This window comes from Pseudomonas sp. GW822-FHT06D10 (assembly GCF_058799535.1).
Genome location: NZ_JBXALN010000004.1, coordinates 288,151 through 307,736 on the forward strand (window position 1 = coordinate 288,151; position 19,586 = coordinate 307,736).

Genomic DNA, 19,586 nt, shown 5'->3' on the forward strand with positions numbered 1-19,586 from the left:
GATAAACTGCGCGCTTTTCCGGTCCATCCCCCGGTCTGCTACGCCTTTCCCAGCGCCACAAGGAGTCCTGCGCGCATGTCCCAGTCGAATTCGAACCACTCCCCGCAAGAGCAATGGCAGCAAGCCGTGCTGACCTATGCCCGCGACATCAATCGCTATGTCGAGACCGGCAACCGCGACGGTTGGAAGGGCTTGAAGGAACCGCACTTGCCCGATACCGAGCACCTGCTGCCAGACTGGCAGGCGGCCCTGGAAGCGAGCAACCAGGAGCCCTACGACGCAGCCCGGCGCCAGGCATTCCGCCAGGACTGGCCGCCGGCGCACTTCCCATTGTCGCCACGCCTGGAAAGCCAGGGACGGATGATTCCGACCCTGGCCCTGTTGCCGGACGGCAGCCTGCTGGCGCGCATCGGCGCACCTTACGAGGCTGGCGAGGTGGTGCATATCGACGACGCAAGGATCCAGACCCTGGAGCAGGTGGAAGGCTTCGGCATGTGCCCCCAGCGGCGCTATTTCGCTTGGGCCCGGGCTGACGGCATCCAGCTCACCGACGGCTGGAACGGGCCAGAGGTGGCAAGTTTTGCCTGGCCCGATCCCCACGCGAACCTGCCGGCGGGGGTGGCGCTTGAAGACACCGGGCGCTGCTGCCCCAGCAGCCTGATTCCCTTCCCCGACGGGCGCCGGGTACTGCTGGTGAGCTCCGACGGCATCTTCGTCCTGCAGGCCGGGGGCGCCACGCGCCTGCTGCCGAGCCTGGAAGACCTGCAGCAAGAGCTGGCCGATGGCGTCGCCCCCGAGGACCTGGGCATCGGCCTGAGCATGGAGCATGGCGCGGTGTCGCCCGATGGCCAGTGGATCGCCGTGGGCGAGCAAAGCAGCTCGCACCTGGTGTTCGATGCAAGGTTGCAACGGGTAGCGCAGATCGGCCCCGCCAGCGAGTACCCGCATTTCGCCCATTTCAACCAGCGCGGCGATCGCCTGCTGCTCAACGCCTGCCACTTCTATGGCGGCGCCAGCGTGGGAGTGGCGGTGGCCGACCTGCCAGGGCTGAGCACCGACTTCTACAGTGACGATGCGCGCACCCCGGTGCTGCAGGAAGGCGCCCGGGTGTATGCCGCGGCATCACGGGGCGACGAATTCATCATCGGCGACGCCTACGGCTACCTGCGGGCCTTCAGCGAAAACGGCGAGGAACGCTGGCAGCACTATATCGGCTCGACCCTCACCGCCATGGACATCAGCCCCGATTGCAAGACCCTGGTGGCCGCCACCTATGCCGGGATCATCGTCAAGCTTGACCTCGACGCCGGGCGCCCGGACTGGCAGATCGGCACCGGCGAGCACCTAGAAGTGCAGCGCTGGCTGTTCTGGAAAGACTTCGCCAAGCCGCTGCTGTGGTGACTGGGGGTTAAACCGGCGGGCGCGAGAAACTCACTTGCAGTTGCAGGTGATCCGGATCGTCGATCGCCCGCAGGTACTCCTCCACGCTGACCTCGCCGGCACTGGACCGGGCCCCCGGGGCCGGCACATGGCCGGCGAGCAGCTTGTGCACCACCGCCACCGCCGCGCAGCTGGGAATCTCCGGCCCGTGGTCATGGGTTGCGGTGAGCTGCACGCTCATCGACAGTGGCTGGCCGTCCTGGCCCAGGCCGTGCACGTCGATGTACAGGGCACTGAGCCCATCTCCGAAACCTTCGAACCAGGTGCCGCAGCGATGCAGGCGCGCCGCCCAGGGCGCCGGGTCGCGCACCAGGCCGAGCTTCACCGCCTGGGCCAGCAGCGCATTGGCCAACCCGGCGATCTTCAGCCCGGCGCCGGCCTGGAAGCTCAGGGTGTGGGCACCGTAGCGCTCGGCGAACAGATCCAGGTCCGGCACATCGACATTGGCCACCAGCCGCGTGCCCAGCCTGGGCAGCTTGCGCAGGGTCAGGCCCTGCCAGCCGATCACCGGGTGCGGCCGGCCGTCCTTGAGTTGCAGGATGGGTTTGCCGGCATAGGCCAGCACGCCCTGGATGGTGGACAGGCCGGGCATCTTCGCCGAGGAGGAAATGCCGTGCTCGATGCGCTCGATGCGGGAAAAACGCTCACGGTGTTCATCGATCATCGCCGCCGACAGGGTCGGCACCGAGCTGCAGCCGCTGAGCAGCGTCACCCCGGCGGCCCGGGCGGCCTCATCCAGCGTGCCAATGCCGCGCACGAACTGGCGACAGTCGGCCAGGTCGCAGTAGTTGACCCCGGCCTCGATGCAGCCCCGGGCTACCGCGTAGGACTGGCCCTGGAACGGCCCGCCGGTATGAATCACCCAGTGCACCTTAAGGGCCTTGAGCGCCGGCGCCCATTGCGGCCCCATGGCATCGCCGCACCAGCCTTCGCAGGGCTGCCCGCCTTCAGCCTGCAAGGCCTGAACCTTGGCCGCGAGCTTGTGCGGGTCGCGCCCCGAAATCAGCAGATGCACCCCAGGGGTATGGATCAGATAGCGGCAGACGATGCTGCCGAAATTGCCATAACCACCCACCACCAACACCCTGAGCGCCATTGCCTGCATCCTTGAACTAAGCCGTTGCGCAGCGTGAACGCTGCCATTCGAGGCGCGGCAGCTTGGTGGATTTGCCAGCGCTCGACAAGCCCCCGCCAACCTTCGACATGCCCCCGAAACGCCCCTGGCAAGTGCTTGTAATATTCAGTTAGAAAAAAAATGCCAATGCCGGTCCGGCATAATGCTATGCAAAATCCTCATCATCTACGGCCCTGGAGCGTGATAGCCTCGTCCTGCTATGTCGGCCTCGCATAATAAACCCGTCGGTTCGCGCAACCGAACGGGATAAAGACGCCTTGCTACCCACCTTGTTTCATCTTCATCTGCCCAACTAACGTTTCGCTGTGAGCCGCTCTTTCCCCGGCTCGCCAAGGGAACTGATTGCAAAATTTGACTCGACCTCAAGGTCGATCTCTCGATCCTATCTCGGAGCTGTTATGTCCAGGCTTTCCCATCAAGATTTGCGCCGCGGTTTCCGTGAACTGATCGCTTCCAACTCCTGCTACCACACCGCTTCCGTATTCGACCCGATGTCTGCCCGTATCGCCGCCGACCTGGGTTTCGAAGTGGGCATCCTCGGCGGCTCGGTGGCCTCGCTGCAAGTGCTGGCGGCCCCCGACTTCGCCCTGATCACCCTCAGTGAATTCGCCGAACAGGCCACCCGCATCGGCCGCGTGGCGCAGTTGCCGGTCATCGCCGACGCCGACCACGGCTATGGCAACGCGCTGAACGTGATGCGCACCGTGGTCGAACTGGAACGCGCCGGCATTGCCGCGCTGACCATCGAAGACACCCTGCTGCCGGCCCAGTTCGGGCGCAAATCCACCGACCTCATCTCGGTGGCCGAAGGCGTCGGCAAGATCCGCGCCGCCCTGGAAGCCCGGGTTGATCCGGAACTGGCGATCATCGCCCGGACCAACGCCGGCATCCTTCCGGTGCAGGAAATCATCAGCCGTACCCAGCAGTACGAGCGTGCCGGCGCCGACGCCATCTGCATGGTGGGCATCCGTGATTTCGAACAGCTGGAACAGATCTCCGAGCACCTGAGCGTGCCGCTGATGCTGGTGACCTACGGCAACCCGGCGCTACGGGACGATGCGCGCCTGGCCGAGCTGGGCGTGAAGATCGCCGTGGACGGTCATGCCGCCTACTTCGCCGCGATCAAGGCCACCTACGACTGCCTGCGCGAGCAGCGGCAGATCTTCACCCAGGCGTCGGACCTGAGCGCCACCGAACTGGCCCACACCTACACCCAGCCCGAGGAGTACATCGTCTGGGCCAAGGAGTTCATGAGCGTCAAGGAGTAACACCGGCGATTGGCCGGGGTGAGGCGCCACGCCTCAACCCTGGGCCGATTTCAGCGCGCCTTCCACGCAGTCGAGGATCTGCCCGATGGTCCAGGGCTTGCGGATGAAGGACACCGGATAACGCACCCCGGAACTCTCGGGGGTCTCGAAACCCGACATGACCACGATCGGCAACTGCGGCCAGCGCTCGCCGCACAAATTGCTCAGGCTCGCGCCATTGAGGGTGCCGGGCATGGTGATATCGGTTAGCAGCAGGGCCACGTCCGCGGCCTGTTCCTGCAGGAATTCCCAGGCCCGATCCGCGCTGTCCATCGCCTGGGTGGCAAACCCTTCGTCCTGCAGGATCTCGCAGAGAAACTCCAGCACCGTCGGCTCATCCTCCACCACCAGGATCAAACGGGATTGGGCGCCGGGATTGACTGGCGTGGCTGGGTTCATGAGGGTGACACTCCCTGACGGATTGAGGCGGCTACACACAGGACCGCTGACAAGAGTTATGAGCGGCGCCTTGACGATAAATTCATTTACGCTGCAAGGCTGGCGCGTTTTTTAGTACCGGTCCGATCCGCACGCGGAAGCGGGCGCCCCGTTCTTTCACCCACGGCAGGAACATCTTCAACCATGCAGTTCGATCCCAAGCGCCTGGCCCAGGCCCGGCATGTGGTGGTATTCAGCGGTGCCGGGGTCTCGGCGGAAAGCGGCATCCCGACCTTTCGTGACGCCCTGACCGGCCTGTGGGAACACTTCGACCCGGCGCGCCTGGCCACTGTGCAAGCCTTTCGCGAAGACCCGGCGCTGGTCTGGGGCTGGTATGAATGGCGACGCCAGAAAGTGCTCCAGGCCCAGCCCAATCCAGCCCATCTGGCCCTGGCCGAACTGGCCCGGCGGGTGCCGCGCCTGACCCTGATCACCCAGAACGTCGACGACCTGCACGAACGCGCCGGCAGCCCCTCGGTGCTGCACTTGCACGGCAGCCTGCACACCCCCAAGTGCTTTGCCTGCAACCGCCCGTTCAAGGGCCAACTGCCCTTGCCGGACTTGCCGGAACAGGGTGCCAGCCTGGAGCCGCCGCGCTGCACCGGTTGCAACGGCAAGATCCGCCCCGGAGTGGTGTGGTTCGGCGAACCCCTGCCCCAGGCGACCCTCAAGGCCGCCTTCAACGCCGCCGAAGCATGCGACCTGCTGCTGTCGGTGGGCACCTCCGGGCTGGTCCAGCCGGCGGCGCGAATTCCCCAACTGGCGCTGCAGCACGGCGCCTGCGTGGTGCATATCAACCCCCAGCCCCAGGCTTGCACCGGCGCCGAGGAATACAGCCTGGAGGGCAAGGCCGGGCAGTTGCTGCCGGAACTATTGCGCCAGGCCTTTGCCTGATTCCCTGGCGGCTCAAGCCGGGCCGCTGCTTCTGTTCAAGGACGCTCTCACATGCCGCAATCCCCCGACTCTTCATGGCTCGAAGCCGCCTGGGCGCAACGTGAAGAACAGATCTACCCGGCGCTGTTCGGCGCACTGGGCCCGGGCATCTATCCCCTGGACATGGCGCTGTTCAACCAGGTCTTTGGCCAGCACGACGTCGATCCGCGCTGGCTCAGCCACGGGGTCTTCGAATCACCGCCCAATGCCAGGCGCAGCAGTTGGCTATACGTCACTTCGGGCCTGTCCAATGCCTGGAAAGATGCCCGGCCCGATGCCGATGGCGAATCCGGCATGGGCCACGAACTGCTGCTGGAAACCCGCGAACAGTCACCCTGGGCCCTGCGCCTGTTACGCAATTTCTGCGCCTACCAATTGCTGCTGGCCGCCGGCCGTTTTGGCGAGCAGCCGCCGTTGGGCGAATGGGACCGCATGCGTACCGGCGAACCGATCAATGGCGGCGACAGCCTGTTGCAGGCACTGCTGTTCATCCCCGCGCCGGGTTTTGCCGGCCCCCGGCAATTGCTGAGCGGGCGCTTCGGATTTCTGCAGATCATCGGCCTGACCCTGGCCGAACACGCCTGGGGCCAGGCCGAGGGCTACCCGGCCCTGATGGAGCGCCTGGCCCTGGCCGGGGCTGCGCCGGTGCTGGACCCGACCCGGGCCAGCCTGTGCTGAAGGCCGGTGAAAAATCCGTCACGACCAGGGCGGATCGTCATTTTTCCCGCCACGGCGGGCCCGCATGAGGTAGATTCAAGCAGCGAACAATCTCGCGACGACGTTTGCTTTCTTGCCCTGCCGCTGGAAACCAAGCCCCGTACCGGTGGCTCTGTTCACTGCCCCGCTATTTTTTCGCCACTGGCCGTACACGGCGCGGTGGCGTCGCTTTCAGGAAATGGATGAATGCCGCAAAGACAAGTGATCAATGCTTCGGTGAGCCCGAAAGGCAGCCTGGAGACCCTCTCGCAACGTGAAGTGCAACAGCTCAGCGCCGCCGGTTCCGGCAGCATCTATACCCTGTTCCGCCAGTGCGCCCTGGCCATCCTCAATACTGGCGCCCACGTCGACAACGCCAAGACCATCCTCGACGCCTACCACGATTTCGAAGTGCGCATTCACCAGCAGGATCGCGGCGTGCGCCTGGAACTGCTGAACGCGCCGGCCGATGCCTTCGTTGATGGCGAGATGATCGCCAGCACCCGGGAAATGCTCTTCAGCGCCCTGCGCGACATCGTCTACACCGAGAACGAACTGGACAGCCAGCGCATTGACCTGGACAGCTCCCAGGGCATCACCGACTACGTCTTCCACCTGCTGCGCAACGCCCGCACCCTGCGCCCCGGCGTGGAGCCCAAGATGGTGGTGTGCTGGGGCGGCCACTCGATCAATACCGAGGAATACAAATACACCAAGAAGGTCGGCCACGAGCTGGGCCTGCGCAAGCTGGACATCTGCACCGGCTGCGGCCCGGGCGTGATGAAGGGCCCGATGAAGGGCGCCACCATCGCCCACGCCAAGCAGCGCATGAGCGGCAGCCGCTACCTGGGCCTGACCGAGCCGGGGATCATCGCCGCCGAGGCGCCGAACCCCATCGTCAACGAGCTGGTGATCCTGCCGGACATCGAGAAGCGCCTGGAAGCCTTCGTCCGCGTCGGCCACGGCATCATCATCTTCCCCGGCGGCGCCGGCACCGCGGAAGAGTTCCTCTACCTGCTGGGCATCCTGATGCACCCGGACAACCGCGACCTGCCCTTCCCGGTGATCCTCACCGGCCCCAAGAGCGCGGCGCCCTACCTGGAGCAGCTCAACGCCTTCGTCCTGGCAACCCTGGGCGAAGCGGCGCGCCAGCACTACCAGATCATCATCGACAACCCGCCGGAAGTGGCGCGGCAGATGACCGAGGGGCTCAAGACCGTCAAGCAGTTCCGCCGCGAACGCAACGACGCCTTCCACTTCAACTGGCTGCTGAAGATCGACGAGAGCCTGCAGCGCCCCTTCGATCCGACCCACGAGAACATGGCCAACCTGCAACTGAGCCATGCCCTGGCGCCCCACGAACTGGCGGCCAACCTGCGTCGTGCGTTCTCCGGCATCGTCGCCGGCAACGTCAAGGACCAGGGTATCCGCCTGATCGAACAGAAAGGCCCGTACAGCATCCACGGCGACCCGGCGATCATGCAGCCCCTGGACCAGCTGCTCAAAGCCTTCGTCGAGCAGCACCGCATGAAGCTGCCCGGCGGCGCCGCCTACGTACCGTGCTACCGCGTGGTCAACTGAGCCCTGCCCTGCCGCCTTGAACAACGCCGCGTTCCCTGCCTGGGAACGCGGCTTTTTTTTTGCCCGGCCGGTACCGTTCGCCACGCGTCCGGTCCTGCTCCATGCCACTGCAACGCCCCTCTGGCGGGCCGTGCCTGGGGGTAAGTATTTTTCGTTTTTTTTGCGCCACCGGCGCCGCCGCCCATCATCCACTGCCTGAGTACTATCGCCTCACTGCCACTTCCGGCGGTACCTAAAGGAGATGACTCACATGGCTAAAAAAGCCCCTTCTGCCAAGCCCTCGCCGATGAACCAGCCGGCAGCTTCGCGCATCGCCAGCACCACCGCCAAGGCCGGCAACGGCCAGGTGGCGGCGGACAGCTTCGCTGCCCGGGCCGCACGCGCCGCGGCAAAAAACGCCAATCCTTGATCCTCTCGCCCCCACCGGCCTTCGCCGGTGGGGTCAGGCCAGGAGGCCGACATGACCCATTACAGCAATGACAAGGACATCGCCCGGCTGGTCCGCCAGCAATTACGTCTGGGCTGGCTGTTCCATCATGGCAAATGCCATGGGAAGCTCACTGCCCCAGGCAAGGGCTCGATCCCTGTGCCCTGCACACCCAGCGACTGCCGGGCACTGCAAAACTTCAAAATGATGCTGCGGAGGCTCGAATGCCGATAGCCCGTTCCCCCTTTCCCAGCCTGGGTGAGTGCTACCAACTGCTGACCGCCGCGTTCGATACCAAGGCCAGCGACCCAACGCGGCGCAAGCAACTGGCCAGGCTGGCAGACAGCGATCACGACTGGAGCCTGTTTCCCGCGATCAAGCGTGACCTGCTGATCGAACCCCTGGCCCAGCTGGACTGCGAGTTCGCCCAGTACGTGGAAGCCTTCATCGATTATCTGCAGGCGCACTACCTGGATCTGATCAAGAACGTGGAGCTCGATAGCCTGAGCCGCGAGCAGGCATTACCGGCACTGGTCGAACACTATGCCGGCCTGGTCGGCGGCTTCCTCCAGCAACTGCAGCAACGCTTCGGCGGCCCGAACCTGGGGCAACTTCTGGACCCGGACCAGACGGCCTTCGGGCAGGTCTTGCAGTGGTATCAGCAGCACAGTGGCGACTCGCTCCAGCAACTGGCCCAGCGCCTGTATCCCGAGAGCAAGGATGCCCGTGACCAACTGGCCCGCTGGCACAACGGCACGCGGCTGGCCGACCTGTCGAGCCTCAAGGTCCTGCTCAAGACCCTGGAACAGGCCGCCAGCCCGCCCCTGCTGGTGCGCAACCTGGGGCGCTGGCTGGTGATTGGCCGGGCCCTTGGCTACCTCGATCAACAGCTGCTCGGCGCCGGGCGCGGAGCTTTTCGCCAGCCGGTATTGCAGGCCCTGTTGCTGATGCCCACCCCGGACAGCGGCCGGCAGGCGCTGCGGCGCCTGAATCTGGCGGCCGGCCAGCGCCTGAACATCCTCAAACCCGGGGCCCGATGGCTGAGCGAACACCTTGACCCGAGCCGAGACAAGGACAGTACCTGCCAGGCCCGAACCCGGCAGATGCTGGACGACTTCATCACCCTGCAAACCCGTTATGACGAAGATCACCGCACCGGCTATTTCAGTGCCTGGTACGAGGGCCGCTGGCAGTTGCTCTCGGGCAACTTCCCTGCCGCCCTGCGGCATTACGCCAAGGCCCTGGACGCGGCCCTGTATCGCGCCGGGCCCTTGCAGCTCGGCCTGCTGGAGGAAGCCCTGAGCCTGGCGGCGGCGCTGGAGGACAAGATCCTGCTCAAGCGCATGAAACATCAGGCCGTGGTGCTGGGACTGTTCAGCACCCTGGGCATGGAGCAGGGCCAGGTGATCAGTGACTGGGAAATCATTCAGTTGAAACAGGTCTTCGCACGGCTGTTCCCGCCGCAGGGTTTGTTCCCCCAGGCCGAGCGCCAGGAACTGCAGGTGGAGCGGCCCTTCCTGGCTTTCGACCCTGCCGAGATCGCCCGGATCAAGGTGGACCTGAAGCGCCCCGACCGGGTGATCACCGTGCATGCCCTGGACGGCCAGAAGCGTCGCTATCCGCAATTGCTGTGGTTCGCCTCCGAAGGTCAGACCGATGCGGTGAGTGCGCTGTTGCAGGCCGGCGCCGACGTCAACCCGGGCGACGAGGCCGCTGGCTCGGCGCTGTTGTGCGCCCTGCAATACGCCCACGATAGAAACCAGCGTGGCGCCCTCGACCTGCTCCTGGCCCGGCCTCATGCCGTCGCTACCCTCGACCGCCGCACCCGCAGAAAACAACTGACGCCCCTGATACAGGCCATCGACATGGGGGATGCCGAACTAGCGGCCCGACTTCTGCAGATGGGCGCCTCGGCCGACGCGCGAGGGCTGTATCCGCTGCTGACCCCGCTGTATCACTGCCTCGGAAAGCTGTGCCAGGTGCAACGCCCGGACAAGACACTGGAGTTGGTACTCGAAAGGATCGGGCAACAGGACCCGGTCAGCCGCGAAGTCCTGCGCCGGACCCTGGGCAGCAGCGCCGGAACCTTCGGGCAACGGATGCCCATACCACCCGGACACCCGCTGTATCAACAGGTGCTAGAAATTCTCCTGGAACTGCAGAGTGAACGCTGCGACCCCGGGCAACTGATGCATATCGCGCACCTGCTGCTGCACCACGGTGCCGACCCCAACGCTGTCCACGACTACCCCTGCGCCGGCCGGACCCCACTGATGCTGGCGGCCGAAGACGACCAGTTGGAGCTGTTCAAGGCCATGCTCGCAGCCGGCGGCGAGCCACAGCGCCAGGATCGCGAAGGCGCCGATTGCTGGCAGATCGCCCTGGCCCATGGCGCCCATCGGGTTCTGGCGTGGCTGCGCTCGATGCCGTCCTGAGAACCGTAGCCTGAAACTCCGGGACGGTTTGACAGCGTCCTGAGCAGTGTGGAATAGTTTTCCATAAAAATGGAACATAGTTCCATTTTATCTCACTGATCGAAAAAGGCCCTGTCATTGTGAGCGACGTTCCCGCTGCAACCCTCCCGCCCCTGGATTGTGACTTGTTGGTGATCGGCTCCGGCGCCGCCGGCCTGGCCTGTGCGGTGACCGCCGCGTGGCATGGCCTGAAGGTGATAGTTGTGGAAAAGGATTCCACTTTTGGCGGTGCCAGCGCCTGGTCCGGCGGCTGGATGTGGGTGCCGGGCAATCCCCTGGCACGCCGCGCCGGCATCCATGAAAACCCTCAGCAACCGCGCACCTACCTCAAGCATGAGCTGGGGGAGCGCTACGATGCCGCACGCATCGACGCCTTTCTGGATAACGGGCCGCAGATGGTGGCCTTCTTCGAACAGCACACGGCCCTGCAATTCGTCGACGGCAATGGCATCCCGGATATCCACGGCCAGGTGCCCGGGGCCGGGATCGAGGGCCATCAGGTGATCGCCGCGCCGTATGACGCCCGGGCCATCGGCCCACTGCTCAAACGGCTGCGCAAGACCCTGCGGGAAACCTCGTTCCTGGGCATGCCGATCATGGCCGGGGCCGACCTCGGGGCCTTTCTCAGCATGACCCGTTCCTTCAGGTCGCTGCTGCATGTGGCCGGGCGCTTTGCCCGCCACCTGCGGGACCTGGCGCTACACGGCCGGGCCATGCACCTGGTCAACGGCGTGGCGCTGATCGGCCGGCTGGGCAAGTCCGCCGAGGACCTGGGGGTCAACCTGCTGGAGTCCACCCCGGCCCGCTCGCTGCTGCGCGATAGCCAGGGCGTGCAGGGCGCCCTGGTGGACACGCCTGAGGGGCCGCGGGAAATCCGCGCCCGGCGTGGAGTGCTGCTGGCCGCCGGCGGCTTCGCCAATGACCTGCCCCGGCGCCAGGCGTTGTTTCCCCGTGCCCCGGGGCCGGACGAGCACCTGGCCCTGCCGCCGCGCAGTTGCTGCGGCGACGGCATCCGCCTCGGCGAACAGGCCGGTGCCGTGCTGGCCACGGACCTTGCCAGCCCGGTGGCCTGGGCCCCCGTCTCTCGGGTGCGGCATGCCGACGGCAGCATCGGCCACTTTCCCCACATCATCGACCGGGCCAAACCCGGGCTGATCGGCGTGCTGGCCAACGGCAAGCGTTTCGTCAACGAGGCGGACGGCTACTACGACTACACCGCGGCCATGCTGGAGGCGGTTCCCGCGGGCGAGGAAGTGGCGTCCTGGCTGATCTGCGACCACCGCTTCCAGCGCCGTTACGGCCTGGGTTATGCCCGGCCCTTCCCCCTGCCGGTGGGGCCGCTGGTGCGCAGCGGCTACCTGGTACGGGCCGACTCCATCCAGGCCCTGGCCAGCCAGTGCGGCATCGACCCCCAGGGCCTTGCGGCCACGGTGCAGGCATTCAACCAGCATGCCCGCAACGGCCAGGACCCCGAGTTCGGCCGCGGCTCGACGCCCTACAATCGCAAGCAGGGCGACGCCCTGTATCCCGGGCCCAACCCCTGCGTGGCGCCCATCGAACAGGGGCCGTTCTATGCGGTGAAAGTGCTGCCCGGCAGCTTCGGCACCTTTGCCGGGCTCAAGACCAACGCCCAGGCCCAGGTGCTGGATTCGCACGGCACGGCGATCCCCGGGCTGTATGCCGCAGGCACCGACATGGCCAGCGTGATGGGCGGCTTTTATCCCTCCGGCGGTATCAACCTGGGGCCGGCCATGACCTTCGGCTACATCGCCGGGCGCCATGCGGCCGGGGTCAGTGACTACGAAGTGCCGCTGGATCCTGGTGCCGAGGCCACCCGCGGCTGAACCGCCGGGACGGGCTCAGGGGCCCCGGCCATCGCCGGCGTCCTCATTGACCAGCGGCGCCTGCAACTGGCGTTCGAGCTGCTGGCCGAGGTAATACACCCCGGCCATGACCCCATGCTCGGGGTCATGCAACTGCCTGGACCAGGCCTGATCAAAGGCCGCGCCCAGGTCCCGTCGGGTCTGGGCCTGCAGGTCTTCCCGGTCATGGTCCTGGACCAGCGCCCGGACCCCGGCCACTCCCACCGAAATCAGCGCGCCGGCCACCCGCCCCACCGCCGCCGCCACCGCACCGGCCACACTGCGGCTGGCGAACTGGGCCTGGAGCTTGTCACTGGTCACCTGCGCCACCTGGGACACCCCCGGGGCCGGCGCTCCCTGTTCGCCGGTCGGGGCGCCATGGATCTGCTGCAGCAAGGGCCCATAGGCGGGCAAGCGGGCAATGGGCTCGGCCCGTATCAACTGGTTCAAGGAGGCGCGCTGCTCGGGGGCCGGCCCCAGGTCGATGGCCAGCACCTGGTCCAGATGGAGTTCCAGTTGCGGTGCCGGCAGTGGGTAACGGCTGCGGATCTGCGCCAGCTGCTGGCGCAGCAACTGCACATAGAACTCCATGGCCTCACCGGTGATCGCATCGGCATCGACTTCCAGCGCCACCGGTGCCAGCACCCGTTCCTGGTACTGCTCCTGCAAGTAGGCCGCCAGGCGCCGGGAAGCTTGCCCGGCGTCGCCTTTATCGTTCAGGGAATACCAGCCGACCTTGAGCGACAGCCATTCCTGGGTCCAGTAGCCACTGAACCAGGGAATGAAGTTTTCCTCGGTCTGCTGGTAGACCCGGGCCCGCCAGTGCTCCATGGAGCCCTGGGCATAGACCTCGGCCTGTTCAGTGGCGCTGCGGGAGGCTTCCAGCAGTTCATGGTTGACCTGGCGCCAGGTGGCCGGGCTGACCGGCATCGCGGCCACCGGCTCGGGAACCCGATGGGCGCAGCCGGCGAGCACCAGCATCAGCACCAGGACCCCGTGGCGGCAGCAGAGCATCGTTGGCCGCAAGGCATGTACCTCCCGCAAAGGCCGCGCCAGGCTCGACAGGTCGCCCTGGCGTTCCAGCAGTATAGGTAGCGCAAAGGCGGGCCCGATCGATTGCGAGCCGGGCTTTTTTCCTGCACCACGAAGAAACACTGCCACCGCCCACCGGCCCTCGGTATATTGCGCCCCGGCGCCTGCGCCACGGATTTGCCCCCTACAAGGAACCCCCATGCTCTACCGTATTGCCGCCGACAGCCTGGTGCTGTTTCACCTGTCCTTTATCGTCTTCGTGCTGCTGGGCGGCCTGCTGGTGCTGCGCCACCCGCGGCTGATGCTGCTGCACCTGCCCGCCGCGGCCTGGGGCGTGGCAGTGGAAGTGCTGCACCTGGAGTGCCCGCTGACCCGCTGGGAAAACCTGCTGCGCCACGCCGCCGGCCAGGACGGCTACGGCGCCGGCTTCATCGAGCATTACCTGATCCCGCTGATCTACCCCGCCGGGCTGACCCCGGGCATTCAGCTGTGGCTGGGCAGCCTGGTGCTGCTGATCAACCTCTGGGTCTACGGCTACCTGGCCCGACGCTGGCTGCGCAAGCGCCGCGCCTGAGCCTGCCGCCAGCCGGAACGGCGCACCGTTCCGGCCTTGCCTCCTCTGTTCGCTCCTCTACGAAACAGCCGAGACAGCAGCGCCGGCGCCTGAGGCAGGTGTTTCGCTATATACTTTTGTATATTGCGATTTCACACCCCCGAGATTTGCCCATGCACTGCCCCTCATCCACCCCGTTTTGCCCGCCCCCGCAGGCGCTTGAGGCCGACTCGGCAGCGCCCCGGGTGCCAGCGCCAGCCCGCCAGGAACGCCGCTCGCGCCTGCGGCATCGGCAACTGATCCTCGATGCCGCCCGCAACGAGTTCGCCGCCAAGGGCTTCAGTGCCTGCCAGACCCTGGATATCGCGCTGCGCGCCGGGGTGCCCAAGGCCAACCTGTACTACTACTTCCACACCAAGGAAAACCTCTACGCCGAAGTCCTGCAGCCCCTGCTGGAACCCTTGCACCAGGCGTCGCGGCTGCTGCACCCGGAGGCCGATCCGGCGCAGGCGTTGCAGGCATACATCGAGGCGCGGATGCAGATCGTCGAGGATTTCCCCCTGCGTTCGAAGATTCTCTGCAGCGAGTTGCTGCACGGCGCGCAGCAGTTGCCAGAGGCCTGGCGTGAAAGCCTGGAGGCGCAGAACCGCAGCGAAATCGCTTGCCTGCGCAATTGGGCCGAACGCGGCCAGATCCGTACCATCGCCCCGGAGCACCTGCTGCTGTTCATAGGAGCGGCGACCCAGACCTACCCTACCCTGGGCTGGCAGATCGCCCTGATGAGCGGCGTAGCCCAGCCCTCCAGCAGGGACTTCCAGAGCGTCGCGGCCACCCTGACCCGCATGGTGCTCGCCGGGGCATTGCCGGCGCTGGCGAGCGCCCAGGGGCTGCCGGCCCGGGCCCTGGCGATCTAACCCGGTTCCAGTTCGCCCAGGCATTCGCAGGCCAGGGTCAGGGCCTGCCAGGTCGGCTCGTCAGCGGGAATCAGGTGTTCGATGCGCAGCGACGCCACGGTAATGTCCTGGGGCATGCCGAAGGTGGTGAAGGTGGACAGAAAACGCAGCTCGCCCCCGGGCCCGCGCACCCGGGTCAGCAGCAACGGCTCGGCCGGGCTCGGGGTCGCCGGCGACTCTCCGGGGAACGGCAGGCCGGCCAACAGCGCCGCCAAGCCGGGGTCGCCCATGGCTTCCCGGGAGGCCCGCTGCCAGGCCACCTGGCGCACCTCCTCGGCATTGATCAGGCAGTCACCGAAACCACCGGGCTCCAGCAGGGCCGTCAACAGGTTGAAGCCCTGTTCCATGGCGTGTTGCGACAACCCCAGCAGTTGGAACAGCGCCGCGGTAGCCTGATTGGCCGCCAGCACCTGCCAGCCACTGTCGATGACGATCGCTGGCGCCGGGTTGTTGGCCTTGAGCAGGTGCATCAGCGCTGCGCGCACCGGCGCCAGGCCGGGGTCGGCCAGGGGCAAGGCGGCATAGCGCGGCGCATAGCCCGCGGCGAGGAACACCCGGTTGCGCTGGGGCAAGGGGGTGTCCAGGGTGGTCAGCAGCGCATCCAGCAAGGCCGGGCTGGGCTGGGCGCGGCCGGTCTCGACGCAGCTCAGGTGGCGCTGGGAAATCCCCGCCTGCAACGCCAGGTCCAACTGGCTCAAGCGCGCCTGGCGCCGTAACTGGCGCAACTGTGCGCCCACTGGCAAGGGCCCGGCGCGGGGAGCTTCAAGGGTGCAGGGCATGGCGGCGCGACCGCTGTCGGGCACAGGCATCCCGGCTCAGCCCACACGCTTGCAGAAGATCAGCTCGGGGTCCTGCTCGTCGAGGTTCTCGATCACCCCACTGGGCTGGAAACCGGCCTTGGCAATCAGGCCCCGGGCCGCCAGGTTCGACTGGTTGGTGGAGATGAACAGCCGGGGCGTGCGACAAGCCTGCTCGGCGGCGCCGAGCAAGCGCCGAGCCACGCCCTGGCGTTGCTGCCCCGGAGCCACCACCACCAGGGACACGAAGCCATGGTCGAAGAAGTCATGGTTCAGCAGCAGGTAGCCGACGACCCGGCCGGCCGCCACCTCCACCCAACCCTGGCCACGGCCCACCGCCACGCGCACGGCATCGCCCCGGCAGGCGTGGGCCTGGGCATAGGTGTCGCACTCGAGCATGGCCGGCACATCATCGGGCCCGGCCACGCGGATCACCCGGCCTGCGCCGGGAGCCTGCTGGTTGGAAGTCATCGCTGTTCAATCCTTGAAAGTGAAAGTCGCGCCGCCCCAGCTGACAGCCTGAAGCGCCCCGCTGTCTATGACCTGGGGGGTCATTGAGTGACAACAGGCTTGCCACTTAGCCTGTTCGCTCCCGCTTGTTCAAGGATTTTCACCGTGAAAAACACACTTTGGCGACTCTGCATCGGGCTGTTCGCCGGCCATGAGCTGGATGCCGTGGCGCAGCGTGAATGGCGCCTGCTGTATGGCCTGCGCGACCTCGACCCCCTGCTCGGGCAGCACCTGTTCATTGCCCTGCACGTCCCCCTGTGTGCCGGGCTGGTCCAGCTGTGCGGCCATCGGCGCCGTCGCGTGCGCGAGCTTGCCCGCCAGTGGCTGGCGGCGCTCGCCCTGGTGCATGCCGGGTTGCATCAACGCCTGCGCGACGACCCGCTGTACCTGTTCGACTCCCTGCTGTCGCAAAGCCTGATCTTTGGCTGTGGCGCAGCCGGCCTGCTGTATCTGCTGCTGGGCCTGGCCACCCGCAACCGCCGCGCCGTACACCCAGCCCATCCCTGATCGAGGACTGCGCCATGCGCCACCCTTACCCCGCCCTGCTGGCTCTACTGGGCTTCAGTGCCTACACCCTGTACTGCCTGTTCCAGGCCGAACAGTCGCTGCTGCAATTCGGCCTGCAACTGCTGTCGCGCCCGGACACCGCACAAGTGGTGATCGACCTGTACCTGATGGCGCTGCTGGCGGCTGCGTGGATGCTGGGAGACGCCCGCGCCCGTGGGCGCTCCTGGCGTTCGGTGCTGCCCTATCTGCTGCTGACGGCGGTCTTCGTCTCCATCGGGCCCTTGCTGTACCTGGTGGTTCGCGACCTGCGCCCGCCCCGGCAGCCACTGGCCGGCGGCGCTTGAGCGCGGGCTTCAGATCAGGCGCTGGATCTCCTTGTGGCGCCACACCAGCTTGAAGTAGCAGACCTGCAGCACCAGCATGGTCAGGTAGGCCACCGGGAACGCCATCCACACCCCTTGCAGGCCGAAATGCGCGTCCAGCACATAGGCCGCCGGCACCTGCACCCCAAGGATGCAGAAGATCGAGATCGCCACCGGCACCAGCACCGTGCCGCTGGCGCGCATGATGCCGCCGACCACCGCCTGGAAACCGAACACCAGGATGCTCCAGAGCATGATGTGCAGCAGGTGCTGGGCCTGCACCAGGGCTGCCGGGTCGATGATGAACAGGCCCAGCAGCCAGTGGGAAATCAGGTAGCCGAGCAGCACCAGGGCGCCGGTGAGGCACAGGTTGATCGCAAGCCCGGTACGCAGGATCGGGGTGATGCGCTCCAGGCGCCCGGCGCCGATGGCCTGGGCGCCGAGGATCGAGGCGGTGATAGCGATCGACAGCGCCGGGAACTGCACGTAGTTGACGATCTGGGTCACCGCGCCATAGGCCGCCGTGGCCTGGGAACCGTGGCGGTTGACCAGGGCCAGGATCACCAGTTCGGAAAGCGAGATGACCACCATCTGCACGCCGGTGGGCAGGCCGATGCGCAGCACCTTGCCGAGTATCGCCCGGTTCAGCCGCAGCGCCGCGAACAGCGCCCGGTCCGGGGCCAGGGGGTGGTCGCGGCCACTCAGGCGCCAGACCAGAAACCCCATGGCCAGGATATTTCCCGCCAGCCCGGCGAAGGCCGCGCTCTGGATACCCATGGGCGGCAGGCCCAGCCAGCCACGGATCAACGCCGGGGTCAGCAGCAGCCCCGCCAGGGTCGAGACCATCAAGGCCAGCAGGGGCGACAGGGTATCGCTGACACCCCGCAGCAACTGGGTGTAGAGCACGAACACCAGCAGCAGCGGCATGATCAGCATCATCACCCGGGCATAGCCCACTGCGTCGTCCAGTACATCGGCCGGTGTGCCCAGGCCCTGCAGGGCCGGGCGGGCGAAGAGCATGCCCAGCACCGCCCCCAGCAGGCCGATCAAGGCCCCCAGCATCAGGGTACTGCCGGCCACCGACTTCACCGCATCCAGCTCCCGAGCACCCCAGGCCTGGCCGATCAGCACCGAGGCGCCGGCCCCCAGGCCGATCACCAGGGCAATGAAAAAGAACACGATGGGGAACATCCCCGACACCGCCGCCAACGCCTGGGTGCCCAGCAACTGGCCAATGTAGATACCGTTGAGGGTGCCGGAAAACGACTGCAGGAAATTCGACAGCACCATGGGCAGGAGGAAGACCAGGTACACCTGCCAGAGGGGGCGCTGAGGGGAAATGGACATGAAACAGGCAACCTCGGATCAAGAGGACGAAGGGCCGCGAAGAAGCCCCGTGGCACGGGGCTCGCGTCGGACCTGAAACATGTAGCAACCCAGGCCGTGCACGGCGTTCCGACAGCGCGGCCCGGGGTTTATATCAGTGGTTGACGTCGACCACCACCCGCCCGCGAACCTTGCCTTCAAGCAACTCGTGGGCGACGGTCAGGGCCTCTTCCAGGCCCACTTCGCGGGTGATCCGCTGCAGGTGCTGCTGGTCCACCTCGGCGGCCAGGCGTTCCCAGGCATGCACCCGCTCGTGATAGGGACGGGTCACGCTGTTGATCCCCAAGAGGCTCACCCCACGCAGGATAAAGGGCGCCACCGAGGCCGGGAAATCCATGCCCTGGGCCAACCCGCAGGCGGCCACCAGGCCATCGGCGGCGGTGCCGGCACAGACGTTGGCCAGCGTATGGCTGCCCACCGAGTCGATGGCCGCCGCCCAGCGTTCCTTGGCCAGCGGACGCCCCGGCTGGGACAGCTCGGCGCGCTCGATGATGCGGCTGGCGCCCAGCGCCTTGAGGTAGTCGGCCTCCTCCGAACGCCCGGTGGCGGCGATCACCGAGTAGCCCAGGCGCGACAGCAGGCTGATGGCAAAACTGCCGACCCCGCCGCTGGCACCGGTGACCAGCACCTCGCCGTGTTCGGGGGTCAGGCCGCTGCGCTCCAGGGCGATCAGGCAGAGCATGGCGGTGTAGCCGGCGGTGCCGATGGCCATGGCCTGGCGCGCGCTGAAGGCTTCAGGCAGGTGGATCAGCCAGTCGCCCTGCAACCGGGCCTTCTGCGCCAGCCCGCCCCAGTGGCTCTCGCCCACGCCCCAGCCATTGAGCAGCACCTGCTCACCCGGGCGAAAGCGCGGATGGCTGCTGGCTTCGACGGTGCCTGCCAAGTCGATACCGGGGACCATGGGAAACTGCCGCACCACCGGGCTCTTGCCGGTGATTGCCAGGCCGTCCTTGTAGTTCAGAGTGCTGTAGGCCACCCGGACCGTGACATCGCCCTCAGGCAGTTGCGCCTCCTCCAGCTCGCGCAGATGGGCGCGATAACCTGCAGTGTCTTTGTCGATCACAATGGCCTTGAACATCATGGACTCCTGTTGGCAAGGGAGGCTGCAGCGCTGGCTGCAACGACGTAGAGCGCGAACGCGCCATCCTACGCAAGCCCCCGCAAGGCGTCCATGAGCCTCCCCCCTCCCCACC

20 protein-coding genes are annotated in these 19,586 nt (G+C 66.6%); 13 read left to right on the plus strand and 7 right to left on the minus strand.

The features are described 5' to 3' along the window. The first annotated feature begins 75 nt into the window (after window positions 1–75). A complete protein-coding gene (locus AC1RL5_RS15060) occupies window positions 76–1,401 on the plus strand; it encodes a YncE family protein (protein ID WP_492589628.1) in 1,326 nt (441 codons plus the stop codon). Between the two features lie 7 nt (window positions 1,402–1,408). On the opposite strand, the gene AC1RL5_RS15065 is transcribed toward AC1RL5_RS15060, so the two are convergent. Further along, a complete protein-coding gene (locus tag AC1RL5_RS15065) occupies window positions 1,409–2,536 on the minus strand; it encodes a saccharopine dehydrogenase family protein (RefSeq protein ID WP_207239075.1) in 1,128 nt (375 codons plus the stop codon). Between the two features lie 437 nt (window positions 2,537–2,973). On the opposite strand from AC1RL5_RS15065, the gene AC1RL5_RS15070 reads away from it, so the two are divergent. Next, complete coding sequence (locus AC1RL5_RS15070) at window positions 2,974–3,843, plus strand: isocitrate lyase/PEP mutase family protein (RefSeq protein WP_011060752.1); 870 nt, start codon at window positions 2,974–2,976, stop codon at window positions 3,841–3,843. Between the two features lie 33 nt (window positions 3,844–3,876). Here the strand turns inward: AC1RL5_RS15070 and AC1RL5_RS15075 are convergent, their stop codons facing one another. Further along, window positions 3,877–4,281: a response regulator gene (locus tag AC1RL5_RS15075; protein ID WP_011060751.1), complete on the minus strand. Its 405-nt coding sequence runs from the start codon at window positions 4,279–4,281 to the stop codon at window positions 3,877–3,879. 183 nt (window positions 4,282–4,464) lie between these two features. Between AC1RL5_RS15075 and AC1RL5_RS15080 the strand changes: the two genes are divergently transcribed. The 7 genes from AC1RL5_RS15080 to AC1RL5_RS15110 all read left to right on the plus strand — a co-directional run bounded on the left by AC1RL5_RS15080 (window position 4,465) and on the right by AC1RL5_RS15110 (window position 12,275). Beyond that, window positions 4,465–5,214 carry an SIR2 family NAD-dependent protein deacylase gene (locus AC1RL5_RS15080; RefSeq protein WP_236204170.1) on the plus strand — a complete coding sequence of 250 codons (750 nt, stop codon included), beginning with the start codon at window positions 4,465–4,467 and terminating at the stop codon, window positions 5,212–5,214. A gap of 51 nt (window positions 5,215–5,265) precedes the next feature. Beyond that, complete coding sequence (locus AC1RL5_RS15085) at window positions 5,266–5,931, plus strand: suppressor of fused domain protein (protein ID WP_492589630.1); 666 nt, start codon at window positions 5,266–5,268, stop codon at window positions 5,929–5,931. Between the two features lie 225 nt (window positions 5,932–6,156). Further along, window positions 6,157–7,530 carry a nucleotide 5'-monophosphate nucleosidase PpnN gene (gene ppnN, locus AC1RL5_RS15090; RefSeq protein WP_041117516.1) on the plus strand — a complete coding sequence of 458 codons (1,374 nt, stop codon included), beginning with the start codon at window positions 6,157–6,159 and terminating at the stop codon, window positions 7,528–7,530. A gap of 250 nt (window positions 7,531–7,780) precedes the next feature. Beyond that, window positions 7,781–7,939: a hypothetical protein gene (locus tag AC1RL5_RS15095; RefSeq protein ID WP_177191005.1), complete on the plus strand. Its 159-nt coding sequence runs from the start codon at window positions 7,781–7,783 to the stop codon at window positions 7,937–7,939. 51 nt (window positions 7,940–7,990) lie between these two features. Then, window positions 7,991–8,191 (plus strand): hypothetical protein, encoded by a 201-nt coding sequence (locus AC1RL5_RS15100; protein WP_072452337.1) that lies wholly within the window; start codon window positions 7,991–7,993, stop codon window positions 8,189–8,191. Beyond that, window positions 8,182–10,392, plus strand: coding sequence for an ankyrin repeat domain-containing protein (locus AC1RL5_RS15105; protein WP_145713981.1), 2,211 nt, complete (start codon window positions 8,182–8,184; stop codon window positions 10,390–10,392). The genes AC1RL5_RS15100 and AC1RL5_RS15105 overlap by 10 nt, the downstream gene beginning before the upstream one ends. 119 nt (window positions 10,393–10,511) lie before the next feature. After that, a complete protein-coding gene (locus AC1RL5_RS15110; RefSeq protein ID WP_065363751.1) occupies window positions 10,512–12,275 on the plus strand; it encodes an FAD-dependent oxidoreductase in 1,764 nt (587 codons plus the stop codon). A gap of 15 nt (window positions 12,276–12,290) precedes the next feature. Here AC1RL5_RS15110 and AC1RL5_RS15115 read toward each other — a convergent pair whose 3' ends face one another. Continuing rightward, window positions 12,291–13,319, minus strand: coding sequence for a hypothetical protein (locus AC1RL5_RS15115; protein WP_239690645.1), 1,029 nt, complete (start codon window positions 13,317–13,319; stop codon window positions 12,291–12,293). 205 nt (window positions 13,320–13,524) lie between these two features. Between AC1RL5_RS15115 and AC1RL5_RS15120 the strand changes: the two genes are divergently transcribed. Beyond that, window positions 13,525–13,899 (plus strand): DUF2784 domain-containing protein, encoded by a 375-nt coding sequence (locus AC1RL5_RS15120; RefSeq protein WP_011060745.1) that lies wholly within the window; start codon window positions 13,525–13,527, stop codon window positions 13,897–13,899. A gap of 224 nt (window positions 13,900–14,123) precedes the next feature. Next, window positions 14,124–14,792 carry a TetR/AcrR family transcriptional regulator gene (locus tag AC1RL5_RS15125; protein ID WP_072452340.1) on the plus strand — a complete coding sequence of 223 codons (669 nt, stop codon included), beginning with the start codon at window positions 14,124–14,126 and terminating at the stop codon, window positions 14,790–14,792. On the opposite strand, the gene AC1RL5_RS15130 is transcribed toward AC1RL5_RS15125, so the two are convergent. Next, the gene (locus AC1RL5_RS15130) at window positions 14,789–15,610 is read right to left on the minus strand and encodes a helix-turn-helix domain-containing protein (RefSeq protein ID WP_176876735.1); all 822 of its coding nucleotides are present in this window, start codon (window positions 15,608–15,610) and stop codon (window positions 14,789–14,791) included. The two genes, AC1RL5_RS15125 and AC1RL5_RS15130, sit on opposite strands and share 4 nt — an antisense overlap. A 36-nt stretch (window positions 15,611–15,646) precedes the next feature. Beyond that, window positions 15,647–16,099 carry a GNAT family N-acetyltransferase gene (locus tag AC1RL5_RS15135; RefSeq protein WP_093408928.1) on the minus strand — a complete coding sequence of 151 codons (453 nt, stop codon included), beginning with the start codon at window positions 16,097–16,099 and terminating at the stop codon, window positions 15,647–15,649. A gap of 144 nt (window positions 16,100–16,243) precedes the next feature. Between AC1RL5_RS15135 and AC1RL5_RS15140 the strand changes: the two genes are divergently transcribed. Then, a complete protein-coding gene (locus AC1RL5_RS15140) occupies window positions 16,244–16,645 on the plus strand; it encodes a DUF6713 family protein (protein WP_177191006.1) in 402 nt (133 codons plus the stop codon). A gap of 14 nt (window positions 16,646–16,659) precedes the next feature. Next, window positions 16,660–16,989 (plus strand): DUF2834 domain-containing protein, encoded by a 330-nt coding sequence (locus tag AC1RL5_RS15145; protein WP_011060740.1) that lies wholly within the window; start codon window positions 16,660–16,662, stop codon window positions 16,987–16,989. A 9-nt stretch (window positions 16,990–16,998) separates the two neighbouring features. Here the strand turns inward: AC1RL5_RS15145 and AC1RL5_RS15150 are convergent, their stop codons facing one another. Both AC1RL5_RS15150 and acuI read right to left on the minus strand, forming a co-directional pair. Further along, window positions 16,999–18,354 carry an MATE family efflux transporter gene (locus tag AC1RL5_RS15150; RefSeq protein ID WP_011060739.1) on the minus strand — a complete coding sequence of 452 codons (1,356 nt, stop codon included), beginning with the start codon at window positions 18,352–18,354 and terminating at the stop codon, window positions 16,999–17,001. A gap of 133 nt (window positions 18,355–18,487) precedes the next feature. Next, window positions 18,488–19,471: an acrylyl-CoA reductase (NADPH) gene (acuI, locus tag AC1RL5_RS15155; RefSeq protein ID WP_093408938.1), complete on the minus strand. Its 984-nt coding sequence runs from the start codon at window positions 19,469–19,471 to the stop codon at window positions 18,488–18,490. Window positions 19,472–19,586: the final 115 nt, after the last annotated feature.